General features: G+C 58.6%; 17 protein-coding genes. 4 read left to right on the top strand and 13 right to left on the bottom strand.

Annotation, left to right across the window (positions count from 1 at the left end; all coding sequences use genetic code 11):
- Window positions 1–14 precede the first annotated feature (14 nt).
- Window positions 15–1,148: a LacI family DNA-binding transcriptional regulator gene (locus tag GJA_RS12620; RefSeq protein ID WP_081905381.1), complete on the top strand. Its 1,134-nt coding sequence runs from the start codon at window positions 15–17 to the stop codon at window positions 1,146–1,148.
- Window positions 1,149–1,205: 57 nt separating this feature from the next.
- Here the strand turns inward: GJA_RS12620 and GJA_RS12625 are convergent, their stop codons facing one another.
- Window positions 1,206–1,619 (bottom strand): YidB family protein, encoded by a 414-nt coding sequence (locus GJA_RS12625; protein ID WP_038492731.1) that lies wholly within the window; start codon window positions 1,617–1,619, stop codon window positions 1,206–1,208.
- Between the two features lie 230 nt (window positions 1,620–1,849).
- Here GJA_RS12625 and GJA_RS12630 point away from each other — a divergent pair, with 230 nt between their 5' ends.
- Both GJA_RS12630 and GJA_RS12635 read left to right on the top strand, forming a co-directional pair.
- Window positions 1,850–2,062 carry a hypothetical protein gene (locus tag GJA_RS12630; RefSeq protein WP_038492734.1) on the top strand — a complete coding sequence of 71 codons (213 nt, stop codon included), beginning with the start codon at window positions 1,850–1,852 and terminating at the stop codon, window positions 2,060–2,062.
- A gap of 280 nt (window positions 2,063–2,342) precedes the next feature.
- The gene (locus GJA_RS12635) at window positions 2,343–2,828 is read left to right on the top strand and encodes a helix-turn-helix transcriptional regulator (protein WP_081905382.1); all 486 of its coding nucleotides are present in this window, start codon (window positions 2,343–2,345) and stop codon (window positions 2,826–2,828) included.
- Between the two features lie 25 nt (window positions 2,829–2,853).
- On the opposite strand, the gene GJA_RS12640 is transcribed toward GJA_RS12635, so the two are convergent.
- Window positions 2,854–3,558: a ribonuclease T2 family protein gene (locus tag GJA_RS12640; RefSeq protein ID WP_038492738.1), complete on the bottom strand. Its 705-nt coding sequence runs from the start codon at window positions 3,556–3,558 to the stop codon at window positions 2,854–2,856.
- A gap of 367 nt (window positions 3,559–3,925) precedes the next feature.
- Between GJA_RS12640 and GJA_RS12645 the strand changes: the two genes are divergently transcribed.
- Window positions 3,926–4,612 carry an HAD family hydrolase gene (locus GJA_RS12645; RefSeq protein WP_081905383.1) on the top strand — a complete coding sequence of 229 codons (687 nt, stop codon included), beginning with the start codon at window positions 3,926–3,928 and terminating at the stop codon, window positions 4,610–4,612.
- A gap of 514 nt (window positions 4,613–5,126) precedes the next feature.
- Here GJA_RS12645 and GJA_RS12655 read toward each other — a convergent pair.
- The 11 genes from GJA_RS12655 to GJA_RS12695 form a co-directional block, all read right to left on the bottom strand.
- Window positions 5,127–5,615 (bottom strand): hypothetical protein, encoded by a 489-nt coding sequence (locus tag GJA_RS12655; RefSeq protein ID WP_038492744.1) that lies wholly within the window; start codon window positions 5,613–5,615, stop codon window positions 5,127–5,129.
- Window positions 5,615–6,100 carry a hypothetical protein gene (locus GJA_RS12660; protein WP_038492747.1) on the bottom strand — a complete coding sequence of 162 codons (486 nt, stop codon included), beginning with the start codon at window positions 6,098–6,100 and terminating at the stop codon, window positions 5,615–5,617. The genes GJA_RS12655 and GJA_RS12660 overlap by 1 nt, the downstream gene beginning before the upstream one ends.
- Window positions 6,101–6,287: 187 nt before the next feature.
- On the bottom strand, window positions 6,288–6,434 hold the full coding sequence (locus tag GJA_RS27810; RefSeq protein ID WP_156484178.1) for a hypothetical protein: 147 nt from the start codon (window positions 6,432–6,434) through the stop codon (window positions 6,288–6,290).
- Between the two features lie 189 nt (window positions 6,435–6,623).
- Window positions 6,624–6,770 carry a hypothetical protein gene (locus GJA_RS27815; protein WP_156484177.1) on the bottom strand — a complete coding sequence of 49 codons (147 nt, stop codon included), beginning with the start codon at window positions 6,768–6,770 and terminating at the stop codon, window positions 6,624–6,626.
- Window positions 6,771–6,779: 9 nt separating this feature from the next.
- Window positions 6,780–6,959 carry a hemagglutinin repeat-containing protein gene (locus tag GJA_RS12665; protein ID WP_038492750.1) on the bottom strand — a complete coding sequence of 60 codons (180 nt, stop codon included), beginning with the start codon at window positions 6,957–6,959 and terminating at the stop codon, window positions 6,780–6,782.
- Between the two features lie 189 nt (window positions 6,960–7,148).
- The gene (locus tag GJA_RS12670; protein ID WP_038492752.1) at window positions 7,149–7,481 is read right to left on the bottom strand and encodes a hypothetical protein; all 333 of its coding nucleotides are present in this window, start codon (window positions 7,479–7,481) and stop codon (window positions 7,149–7,151) included.
- A gap of 12 nt (window positions 7,482–7,493) precedes the next feature.
- A complete protein-coding gene (locus tag GJA_RS12675) occupies window positions 7,494–7,976 on the bottom strand; it encodes an S-layer family protein (RefSeq protein ID WP_038492755.1) in 483 nt (160 codons plus the stop codon).
- A 74-nt stretch (window positions 7,977–8,050) separates the two neighbouring features.
- Entirely contained in the window at window positions 8,051–8,491 is a 441-nt protein-coding gene (locus GJA_RS12680; RefSeq protein ID WP_038492758.1) for a hypothetical protein, read from the bottom strand.
- A 22-nt stretch (window positions 8,492–8,513) separates the two neighbouring features.
- On the bottom strand, window positions 8,514–9,116 hold the full coding sequence (locus GJA_RS12685) for a hypothetical protein (RefSeq protein ID WP_038492761.1): 603 nt from the start codon (window positions 9,114–9,116) through the stop codon (window positions 8,514–8,516).
- A 205-nt stretch (window positions 9,117–9,321) separates the two neighbouring features.
- Window positions 9,322–9,582 carry a hypothetical protein gene (locus GJA_RS12690; RefSeq protein WP_038492763.1) on the bottom strand — a complete coding sequence of 87 codons (261 nt, stop codon included), beginning with the start codon at window positions 9,580–9,582 and terminating at the stop codon, window positions 9,322–9,324.
- A complete protein-coding gene (locus GJA_RS12695) occupies window positions 9,582–11,474 on the bottom strand; it encodes a hypothetical protein (RefSeq protein WP_144241516.1) in 1,893 nt (630 codons plus the stop codon). The genes GJA_RS12690 and GJA_RS12695 overlap by 1 nt, the downstream gene beginning before the upstream one ends.
- Window positions 11,475–11,503 lie beyond the last annotated feature (29 nt).

The raw sequence follows: 11,503 nt of genomic DNA on the forward strand, positions 1-11,503 counted from the left end.
TGCCCAACCGAATAATGCGAAAAATAAAATCGTCGTCCAAACCGCCTGATCCCGAATTAAACGCCCCGCCGCTGCGCACTGAACGCCGGGTCACCTCGTACGACGTGGCGATGCTGGCCGGCGTCTCGCAATCGGCCGTATCGCGCTGCTTCAAGCCCGGCGCGAGTGTTTCCAAGACAACCTATGCGCGCGTGATGAAAGCCGCCGAATGCCTGGACTACATCCCCAACGCCGCCGCGCGCAGCCTGATTACGCGCCGTTCCAACCTGGTCGCGGTGATCATTTCCAACCTGGCCAACCTGCATTACCCACAAGCCCTGTCTGAACTGAGCCAGCGGATCGCCCGCCATGGCAAGCGCGTGCTGTTGTTTACGCTGGAACGCGAAGGCGATATCGAGCGCACCCTGTCCGACATATGGCAATACCAGATCGACGGCGTGATTTCCGCGACCCGCCTGTCGGACCAGCAACTGTCCGAATTCAAGCGTCGCCATGTGCCGCTGGTCATGTTCAACCGCTGCGCGAGCGGCAACCAGGTCCATTCCGTGGTGTGCGATCAAACCGATGCGGCGCGCCAGCTGGTGTCGCGCCTGGCGCACGCCGGCCACCGCCAATTCGCCCTCATCGACGGCCCCGGCGATTCGGTGGTGGCGCAAGAACGAAAGCTCGGCGCGCTGGAACGCTTGCTGGAACTGGGCTTGCCGGTGCCCATCGTGGTAAGCGGCAACGACGATTACGCCAGTGGCGGGCGCGGCTTGCGCAGCATCATCGAGCGTCTCGGCCACACGCCCGACGCCGTGATTTGCGGCAATGACCTGATGGCCATCGGCTGCCTCGACACGGCGCGCCACGAACTCGGCATCCAGGTGCCGCTGCATATGTCGGTGGCCGGTTTCGATGCGCTGGAACCGTCATCCTGGCTCAGCCACAAACTGACCACGCTGCGCCAGCCGATCCAGAAAATGGCACAGGCCGCTGCCGACATGCTGGCAGCGCTGATCGACAGCCGCGACAATAACCTGACCCAAGCCGAAAAACGCGTGTTTTATGCGCAGCTTATCGACGGCAATACTGCGCGCCTGCAACATCCGGCCAAGATACGCGAACTCACGCCAGAGCAGTTGGGACTGGGCGTGCTGGCGGCCTGATATCCAGCACCAGGCCTGGCAGCACCGCAAGGCCTGGCGTTGGTCACAGCGGCTGGATCAGCCGAATAACTTGCTTTTTAATAGTCCCAAACCTTGTTGCAGCAAATCATTGTCCGGCACCGCGCCGTTCGGCGTCAGCTTGTCTATGATCTGAGGCAACAGTTGCGCCAAGCCGGTGGACGCGTGTTCCGGCGCCACGCCGGCTTGTTCGGCAATCTTCGCCAGCGTGTCGCTGCCCAGCGCATCCTTGATCTGGTCGCCCGACACGGCGGCGTTTTCGCCATGGCCGATCCAGCTCGCCACCTGGTCGCCGAGGCCGCTCTCCTGCAGCTTTTGCAGCAAACCAGGCAAACCGCCGGCGTTATTGATCAGTCCCATCACGCCGGACAGCAAGTCCGACTGCGGCACCGGGTCCTGCGTCTGCTTGCCCAATGCGCCCAAAGCCTGTCCTGCAAGATCTAGCAAACTCATCTGAACCTCCCGATAACATTCAATTCAAGGAAATACCGCTAGGACGCGGTGCATAAACCGCAAGTTCATCTTACACGACTCTGTGCCATGCGGAATGCAATGATCTTACACACAATAAAATTACTCGCAAGACAACTTAAAACGCTCCCGCACGCAACTTTCAATCGAAATATCAAATCGATATGAGTCGATGTAGAATTAAAGTTCCTAACCATGAGGAGTATCAACACATGAACATCAATAAAGCGGTAGATAAAGCCTATGAGAAAAAAACGCTCAAGGAAATCGCGGATGCGCCTGTCGATGCCTTGCAAGGCGTCAGCGCCAAGGATGCGGCGCTGCTGAAGGAAGCGTTTAACGTCAAGACCGTGCGCGACCTGGCGAAACTGAAATACGCCGCCTGGGCCCGCGCCATCGTCGAGCTGGCCGATACGGAAGAATAAGCGCTACCCGGTGCTGGCCGGCAATGGCGGGCCGGCACCGCCTGATAGGGAATCTGCGCATTCCCGCAATGTCCGGCATTATCAAAAAAATCATCAATGTCCCTGTGCACTGGGAACAATCAGAGTTGAAGCCCGTGTAGCTGCAAAGGATCGCGCACCGGCTTCATCGCGGTGCCGCAATCAACATGCAGATTGCTTAAATATTAGTAATGAGACTTATTCTCATCTATAATCATGGTGCAGCCCAACTCTCCTGGCGCCGCGACTTTAGAGAGCAGTCATGGATAATGTGTCTCCCAATGTGCAGCAGTTGGAACAGATGCGGCGCCAGCCCAGCACGGCCGACGGGGTGGAGATCACGCATATCGATTACACGCCGGAGCACGACCTGGTCGTCGCTGCGGAGGCGCCGGACGGCGAGCTGCCAACCTTGCAACAGCGCGACCATCACAAACTGGAGCGGGCCCGCGAATGTTTGCTGGCCCGTTTGGACTATAACTGGTCGATCGCCGAACTGGCGCAGACCGTCAATTTGAACGAGCGCAAACTGAAGAAAGGTTTTAAAGCGCTGTACGGCAATTCCATCCACGCTTACCAGCAAGAAAAACGCATGCAGGCGGCCGCGCAACTACTGCGCCAGACCGAGATGAGCATCACCGAAGTGGTCATGCAAACCGGCTATGCCAATCCCAGCCATTTTGCCAAACTGTTCCGCCGCCACTTCGGCATGTCGCCGCGCCAATATACCCAGCTCAGTGCGCCTTAGCCGGCATCGGCCTCGGCCCGCAGCATTAGCGCACGCTGCGCAACAGGAACGACGGCTGGCCGCACGAGCTGTGCGAACGCTTCAACTCTTGCGGCGCGCAGCTTTGCGAGGCGCCGTTCTTGTCGTAGCAAACCCGGATTTCCTGCAAAAACTCGCCGCCACGGGTACAGAACGGCAGCACCGCGTTGCTGGCCAGCGCCGGGTTGGCGGACTGGAATGCGCGCGTAAAGTCGCTATAGGTCACCCGCACCGGCGCGGCCGGCTGCCGATAGGCCGATGGAATCTGCAAGCTGTTTTTCAGCTTGGCCGACAAGTCGAAATAAGCGGCCGGCGCCAGGCCGGAACAGGTGCCGTGCTTCGGCCACTCATGGTCGATCAGGCTCGGCGACGGATACAGGCCGGCGTATTTGGCCCGTACATTGTCCGGCAATTGCGCCGTCGAGCAGCTTTGCGGATACCCCTTGTCATATTGCGGCCACAAGCCGTGCAGCACAAACCCGAGCCGCCGCCCGTTGCCGCACTGGCCGGGGTCCGCGTCGGGATTGCTGCGCGTGGCGCAATACGACGGCGACCAGCTCAACGACAGCATGTAATAGTCGAACTGCCCCGCCTCGCCGACCGGCGCGGCATGGCGGCGCTCGCGGGCCTGGGCGCCGGAGGCCAGCAATAACAAGATCAGCAAGGAAGCTGGCAATAAGGAAGCTGGTAAAAAACCGCGCGCGCGTGTCATGGGAACTCCTGGCTGTGAGGATAGTCAAGATCAGCGGCCACGACGGCCGCCATCAGCCGCAGTGTATCAAATCACCGCTTGCGAACGCATGACCGCCAACTGTTTTTTCATTGCACCGATGTCGCGCGCGTGGCCGTCGCCCTTGCGCAGCGCCACGTCGGCATGCCGGTAGGATAGCCGCAACCGCCAGCGGCCGGTATGCTACGCTGCAAGACGCGGCGGCCGCGCTGGTCGCCTATGACAAGGAAGTGCTGCCCGATGCGCAATGGGCCGCCACCTACGCGCGCATGCAGCCGGTATTTGAAAAACTGTACCGTCACTCGCAGGCGATGTACAACGATTTGGACCATTTGGAAGGAACGATTTGATGAGCATAAGGGCAATCTTGTTCGATATGGACGGCACGCTGGTCGACAGCGAACCGCTGCACCACAGCGCCATGATGGAAACGCTGGACAGGGTCGGCGTGGCCCTGCCCGACAGATTTGCCGATGACACGACCGGCATGGCGATGCCGGCGGTGTATGAACTGCTGCGCGCCACCACCGCGCTGCAAATGGGCTACCAGGAATTGGTGGATGCCAAATACGCCAGCTTCCTGAAGCGCGCCGGCGAGATCCTGATGCGCCCCGGCGCCGCCGCGGCGATGGCGGCGGCGCGCCGGCTGGGCCTGGCGGTGGCGGTGGTGTCGAATTCCGACCGCATGCTGGTCGACGCCAGTCTCACCGTATGCGGCATCATCCGGCCCGACATGATCACCGTCACCCGCAACGATGTTCGCCACGGCAAGCCGCACCCGGAACCGTATCTGCGCGCCGCCTGGCTGCTCGGCGTCGATCCGGCCGAATGCATTGTCGTCGAAGACAGCGTACCGGGCGCGGCAGCGGGCCTGGCGGCCGGCATGACGGTGGCCGGCTGGCCGGAACCGCACCGCCGCGACCTGGTGTTCCCTGACGGCACCCGCCGCCTCGACAGCGACGACCTGGCCGGCTTCCTGCTACAACTGGCGGGCCCACACATGGACCCGGACACGCTGCAAGCGCCGGCGCATTGACCGAGCTGGCGCCGCAAGTGGCGCTGCTACCCGTCAACGGACGCGACATGGAGCGCAGCGGAGGTGCCGGTGATGGCGGCGCATCATTACGCCATATTCGACTTCAATACCGTCGAACCGCCGCTGATCGATGCGCGTGCAGAGCCGGAACATGATGGACAATTCGGCATGTTCCGGGGCAGCCGTGCTGGTTTAGAGCCTATCCCAGTAGTGAGCGTCTTCTGCTGGCCGCGCCTCGGGAGCGCGGACCAGGCGTGAGGAGGAAGCGTGGCGAGCCACGCGACGACGATCAACGCAGTCCCCGTTCCTGAGGAGCGCCAGAACAGGGCGTATTCATCTACTGGGATAGGCTCTTAGAGCCTATCCCAGTAGTGAGCGTCTTCTGCTGGCCGCGCCTCGGGAGCGCGGACCAGGCGTGAGGAGGAAGCGTGGCGGGCCACGCGACGACGAGCAACGCAGTCCCCGCTGCTGAGGGGCGCCAGCAGGGGACGTATTCATCTACTGGGATAGGCTCTTAGCTGGAACCCTCTTTCTTGCGATCGCGCCCGGCGCCGGCGGTGACGCCGATGCCGGTAAAATCGAACCGGGTCTTGCCCCCCAGCGTGCGGTAATCCTCCGGCAAGGTCAGCAATCTCGGTATCTGCAACACGGCCACCACTTTCTCCAGCCGCTGCAAGACCAGCGCGACATTCTCGGCCGGGCATTCCAGGTGTTGGCGCTTGACGCTGTCATTCGTCAACGTCAGGCCGCTATCCACCAGATCCGCCTCTCCCTTGAATAAAGCCAGGTCGGCGATTCTTTCAGTGACATCCACAGGCTGGCTGGCTGGCCAGTGCGGCGGCTGTAAAGCGTGCGCTTGCGCATCAGCAGGTCCGGCCGCGGCCATCACCTGCATCGTGCTGCGCAAGGACCGGGTTTTCACCAGTACCGTATAACCATGGCCGATATTCCACCACTCGCTGCTCCAGAGTCCTGGCAGGGTTTGTTCTCGAATTTTTTCCATTACCCCTCCGGGAATATCAGTGTGTCGCTGCCGGGCTGGATTTCAAATACATTCCGGTTGCCGCCGCTATCAATGATAACGCTGCGTCTTTGTTTTGAAAAAATACTTTGCAGCACAGCCCGGTCGCTACCGGACGCATTCACGCTGAGTTGGTCGCCCGGCCCATTGACACGGGGATGGCTATGGCCGGAAAAGCGATATCCGAGTCCCGCAAGCAGCCTCAATTCCTGCTCTGTCAATAAAATCCCGGCCGTATCTCCACGCACCAGCAAACGCCGCCCCTTCAACGTAAATAAGGCAAACTCATGGCCGCAAGCGGCGGCCAATGCGCCCAGGTCCCTGATGCTGACCTTGCTTTTTGCGATATCCAGCTGATCGCCGGGCATCGGCAGCGCCGCCAACAGCCCGGCTTGACGTCCCTTGAGTACAATATATCCGCGCTCCACGGCAGCCAGGTTTGGCGACAAGGCAGATATCATCAACATGCGCTACGGGTTCCTCGTGAATCGAAATGCCGGTAAAAGTTATAGGGGTGGGTGAAATCCCGAAGCATGCGGCAGCGACAGCCTTGCTCCCATGCCGGCATCATAGCAAGAATCTGGCCTTGACCGGCAAATGTCGCCAGGCGCCCCGCGCATCGTCTTGATTTTCATGCTGCTCCTTTATGTTCCTTTAATGACCGGGCGCCGCAGGTACTTCTGCCGGCGTAAAGCCGACCTGGCCATTGCGATAGTGCACCCGCAGATTAGCTTTGGCGTCATGCAATTGTCCGAGCTTCACGGCGGGCTGGAAGGTCCAGGTTTTCATGCTTTGGGGCATGGCTTTGTTCAACATCGGATGCATCTGAGCCTTGCCCGTTACGCAGGCGCCAAACACCCGCCAGCTACGCTATAACCCTGTCATGCCGCCGTCGATCAGCCAGGCACCACGGCCCCGCCATCCGTCGAGCGCCAAGAGAGGCTGGGATCAGGACAAGAGGGCAAGGGTTTGTTTCGCAATACTATATATTTAACGATAGAATATTCTGCCCACCAATGCCTCGGCGTATGGAACTTTGGTGACCGCACTGCCACCTATTTGGGTGGTCGCGTCGCGCTCCTGGTCGACCGTGGTGGTGCGCGTGCCGTAGCTGATGCCGAAGCCGCTACCGCTCATGCAACCGCTTTACTTGACACTGCGGTGCTGCGATTCGATACTGGTATCGGTTGCTGCGGCGATCGTGATGTCGCATTTGGCGATCAGGCTGGCCGCGTCGTCGCTGAGGATGGTCGAATTCGTCACCTTGAGATCGTTGCCGGCCGCCAGCGCCACCGTGTTGCCGCCGAACGCGCTGCCCGACGCCATGCTGCGCTCCAGCGTGTCGCGGCTGGTGATCGTTTCGCTGTGCAGGAAGCCTTTTTCGGTATACTGGTGGCCTTCGTCGAGCGTTTCCTTGTTATCCCGGCTGTCCGGTTGACATCATGGCCCGCGCTGACGACCAGCGTCTGGCTGACCTGCATGTCCGCCGCCCGCGCATACGATTCAGGAAATGTTCTATATAAAGCTCTCTCTCCCGCCTTCATGATTGAAGCAAAATATATCGGCGTCGCCGCCCGCTTTCAGCGACACGTTGCCGGCGCCGCGCATCTGGTTACCGGTATTGGCGACGACGCCCAGCGTCAAGTCGCGCCCCGCGACGATGCTGGTCACGCCATCCTTGCCGGCGTTGCCGATCACGCCGCCGAGTATCGATACGTCGCGACCGGCGGCCGCCATATACAGGCCGGCGACCCGATCGATGCTGTTGCGCGACTGCGGATAATCGCCGCCTTCCGCGTGGCGCACCGTCGTCTCGACCTGCAGGTCGCGGCCCGCCGTGGCGATCAATTCGCTGTTGGCCTAAATCGCGCCGCCGATATTATTCAGGTCGTTGCGCGCCGAAACCGCCACCGCGTCGCCATGGATACGCCCGCCCAGATTGTCGACATTGTCGACCGTCAGCCGCACCACGTCGCGCCCGGCGATAGTGCCGCTGTTGCTCAGGTCGCCGGACAGGTTGATATTGACGTCCTTGCCGGCCAGCAGGGCGCCGGAACCATCCAGGTCGCCCTCGCGCACCCGCACATAGACCTGCGGCACCAGCGCCTTTTGCGTGCTGCCGTCGGCCAGCGTGATGTCTTGCTCGACCAGCCAGACGATGTCGCTGGTCAGCGCAGCCATTTGCGCCGGCGTCAACGCCACGCCGGGGCGCAGGTTCCAGGTATTGGCATAGGCCGCGCCGGCTTCCATCAGGCCACGGTATTGCTGCTCATCGCTGCTGTAGTCGCCGACGAAACGCTGGCCGGTCAGTTCGGCAAAACGAAGGCCAGCTACGCCCCCCAACCGACGTCAAATGTCATTAATGCGCCGATTCCTGTCTGGGTAGACCCCGGCCTGCTCGCTGTTTACGCCCAGAATCAAGCCTCGGCTTGATGACCAGTAATCGTAAAGTTCAACCTTAACTGAAACGTATCTGGCACATCGAGATTCGTCGCTTGATAAGCGTGTTCGACATCCAATCTCCAGACTACGCCATTGGCAGCCCTAACACGCAAAGAGATTGGGAATGTAACGAAGAACTGTGTCACCACGCCGCTTTGCCCCTGATGATCCGTTTTCACCTTAGTTTCAAGGTTTGGCTTCGCCTTGCAGCTCACAGACAGGAGCTGCGAACCTGCATCTTGCGCGTACAGCTCAGTCTCAATATCACGAACAACAAACTGGCGGAAGTCTCGGCCTTTTCTCATCCATTCAAGCATATAAACGCTGTCATCGACAGTCTCGAACCCGGATATTTCGACCCGCTCAGGTATGTGCTGGGATTCAACGAAGTTTCTGCTGTTTTCTGTCTTTTCCATTCGTCCACTCTATAACTTTTATCTAAATAACACGAGGCACACCAGAAATCCTATCGTTATGACATTCACCACGAAGTATCAGGTCAAAGGTTAGCTCTAGCTGCTCCGCCATTTTAACGAGCGTGGCCGACTTGCCTTTGACGAACGGTGCTTCTGCTCGCAATATCTTAGCTGCTGTATGCAATTCATTAAGCAACGATTTCGAAATTAATTCGCTATTCTTAAGGAGGCGAGCTAGCAGCACCGAGGCAATCGTCGGCAGGTTGCCGCTATTGCCGCCCGTACCGGCCACCGACATGCCGCCGCTCACGCCCATGCCGTTCGCCTGCGATACCGCATGGTTGGCGATCTCGCTGTGCGTCAGCGTGCCGGTGCGCAGTGTATTGACGTCTGTTCCTTCCGCCGTGCTGCTGATCACCGCCCCCTTCAAATCGGTGTTGCCGGCCACCTTGATCTGGAAGCCGCCGTCGCCCGCCTTGATGCCGCTTTGTTCCTGCACGCTGGCGTAGTCGTTGTGGAGGTTGCTCTGGCTGTAGCTGCCGCTGGTGCTCTGGCTCTTGCTGTCGAATTTTGCCGTGTCCTGCAGGCTTTCCAGGTTCAGGCTGCCTTTGATGTCGCCGATCACCTGGTCAGCGCCGCCATTTGGGCCGGCGTCAACACCACGCCGGGACGCAGCAGGCTCCAGGTGTTGGCATAGGCCGCGCCAGCTTCCATCAGGCCGCGGTATTACTCTTCATCGCTGGTGTAATCGCCGGCGAAACGTTGGCCGGTCAGTTCGGCAAAACGAAGGCCAGTTACAATAAGAGATATGATCGCACGAAACTGGACACCTAAATTGCCTCTAATACATCCGCAAAATCAGCAGCAGCGTTACATAAATCGGGGTAGGCTAATAAATTATTTTCGCCTCTAAAAAATATCCAACTACATGGGAATTCCATCGCCTTAGTAACTCTCCCCACATCGACATCATCAAGAAGTTGCTTAATACAATTATAAGCCTCCATCACATCATTATCAGAAACAGAATACTTCTCGAGTAAAGCACGTAACATGTGTGCTTTACTCACCAGATTTTCGATAGTACCCATCAGTGTACTCCTTTCGATAGCAGTATAAATGGATTTACTGGTACTGGTGTTGTCCACTGTGCTCGATTAGGAACAATAACCTGTTGCGCTCCTCCTGGCATCGTAGCTGCCCCTTGCGATGTCTTAGCAACATCTGAGACAAATACATTTGGTGTCATACCAGGCTTAGGAGTAATTGCATAAAAATCTATGCCATTTTTTTGGATATTTCCTGCTTGCGCAGCAGGCAATCCAAGCACTTTACCTGCTTCTTCAGGAGACATAGTTGCAATTGCTCGTGCCTGTTGAGGACTCATCCAAAAACCAGAATAAGGTGATACATTATCTCCTTTCGGCACCGCCTTCACTAAAATACTACCTTGCGTAGCAATACCAGTTTGTGGCAGTGAATTCCCAGACTCAATATATGTTCTAGCAAATCGCTCAGCCGCACTTTGAGATAAGGTTGGGGTCCCCGCCTGGATTTCCTTGATAAGCGCTTGCACCTGAGGAGTAGCCAATATATCAGGCGTCATTTTGAGGCCGGCAGGCACAAAGTCCTGATAGCTCGCGGCGCTCAACTTATTCAATGCAGCCGCTTGATCAAGTACCTTGTTGACTGCCATATTCGCTGTCACAGCAGAGCCGATACCTAAGGCAGTCTCTACCAAGCCCGCCGCTTGCGGCGACATTCCCAAACCTTGTAAGCTTTGATTCAAGAATGTATCAACAGGATTCCCTGACACTAACCGCCGCGCGCCAGTATACGCAGCATCAGCGCTATACGTCCCTACTAACGCATTGGCAACGCAACCCACACCAGTCACACATGACAATGGTGCGGTAGCTAAACTGCCAGCAACGCCCAAACCACCCAAAACCAGCTGACCTGCGCCGAGTCCTCGATCAACAATCTGGTACGTGTTGTTCATCTGCTTTGCCGCATCAATCTTACTGTCGCTAATCCAACCTGTGGTTGTATAAGTGAATAAACCCCTCTGATTTACTAACTGTTGCCTCTCTCCTGAAAGTTCAGGACTGTTACCAATATCTGCCAACTGCTTGAGTTGTTTATATACGGCACTATCCACGGGATATTCAGCGTAACATTTGACGGCGGCACATGCAGCAGCGGTTAATTTAGCTTCTTTTGTCGAGTCACCATTAGCAAGTTGTTTAATGCGCTCTTTTTCTGTCGCATGCAATTGCCTGTTAAATACATCCACCGCCGTCGCGCTACTGCTGCCTTGCGACACACTGCCCAACGCATCGATACCGCCTTGTCCCGACACGCCCGCAGCCGCCAGACCGCCCAGCGCGCCGCCCAGACTGGCCAGCGCCTGCTGATAGGTATTCACCAGCGCGTCGGCCTCAGCCCCAGTCAGCCCCTGCTTCTTAGCTTCTGCTTCCCCTAAGCTCTTGCCCAGTTGCTGGCCCACATTGCCGCCGCCAACCCCGGCAACCCCGGACAGCGAACCAGCACCACCACCCGCCAGCGCGCCAATCAGCCCCTGGCTCGCCGCATGCAGCGCAAGCCGGTTTACGCCATTGTCACCCCACGAGTCCGCCGTCGCCTTGGCCTGATCCGCCAGTGATTGATAGCGGCTGGCATTCTCGGCATCGCCATTTCTCTTCGCTTCGTCCGCCAGATTTTGGTTAATGGTGCGATCCCGCTCCGCCGCATCCTGCTTCTCTTTGCCTATGTCCCCCACCTTATTCGCCAACAACGGCCCCGCAGCCTTCATAAACGCCTGCGTCACCTCGATCGTCGCCTGCAACGCCTGCTTGTCGAAGTTGTTGCCGATCTTGCCGCTGGTGTCCACGCCCGTGGTGACGTTGCGGTTCACGCCCGCTACCGTTTCCTCGGCGCCCTTGCCCGTCAATGCCCGCTGCGCCGCGTCGTCGGTGATCACCAGACTGCCCGCGCTGATGCCGCTGGCTG

Source organism: Janthinobacterium agaricidamnosum NBRC 102515 = DSM 9628 (assembly GCF_000723165.1).
GTDB lineage: Bacteria > Pseudomonadota > Gammaproteobacteria > Burkholderiales > Burkholderiaceae_D > Janthinobacterium > Janthinobacterium agaricidamnosum.

Excerpts from the sequence above, each read along its gene's own strand:
- GJA_RS12620 (WP_081905381.1), top strand. The coding sequence starts at position 15 with ATGCGAAAAATAAAATCGTCGTCCAAACCGCCTGATCCCGAATTAAAC.
- GJA_RS12625 (WP_038492731.1), bottom strand. The coding sequence starts at position 1,619 with ATGAGTTTGCTAGATCTTGCAGGACAGGCTTTGGGCGCATTGGGCAAG.
- GJA_RS12630 (WP_038492734.1), top strand. The coding sequence starts at position 1,850 with ATGAACATCAATAAAGCGGTAGATAAAGCCTATGAGAAAAAAACGCTC.
- GJA_RS12635 (WP_081905382.1), top strand. The coding sequence starts at position 2,343 with ATGGATAATGTGTCTCCCAATGTGCAGCAGTTGGAACAGATGCGGCGC.
- GJA_RS12640 (WP_038492738.1), bottom strand. The coding sequence starts at position 3,558 with ATGACACGCGCGCGCGGTTTTTTACCAGCTTCCTTATTGCCAGCTTCC.
- GJA_RS12645 (WP_081905383.1), top strand. The coding sequence starts at position 3,926 with ATGAGCATAAGGGCAATCTTGTTCGATATGGACGGCACGCTGGTCGAC.
- GJA_RS12655 (WP_038492744.1), bottom strand. The coding sequence starts at position 5,615 with ATGGAAAAAATTCGAGAACAAACCCTGCCAGGACTCTGGAGCAGCGAG.
- GJA_RS12660 (WP_038492747.1), bottom strand. The coding sequence starts at position 6,100 with ATGTTGATGATATCTGCCTTGTCGCCAAACCTGGCTGCCGTGGAGCGC.
- GJA_RS27810 (WP_156484178.1), bottom strand. The coding sequence starts at position 6,434 with ATGCCCCAAAGCATGAAAACCTGGACCTTCCAGCCCGCCGTGAAGCTC.
- GJA_RS27815 (WP_156484177.1), bottom strand. The coding sequence starts at position 6,770 with ATGAGCGGTAGCGGCTTCGGCATCAGCTACGGCACGCGCACCACCACG.
- GJA_RS12665 (WP_038492750.1), bottom strand. The coding sequence starts at position 6,959 with ATGGCGTCGGGCAGCGCGTTCGGCGGCAACACGGTGGCGCTGGCGGCC.
- GJA_RS12680 (WP_038492758.1), bottom strand. The coding sequence starts at position 8,491 with ATGGAAAAGACAGAAAACAGCAGAAACTTCGTTGAATCCCAGCACATA.
- GJA_RS12690 (WP_038492763.1), bottom strand. The coding sequence starts at position 9,582 with ATGGGTACTATCGAAAATCTGGTGAGTAAAGCACACATGTTACGTGCT.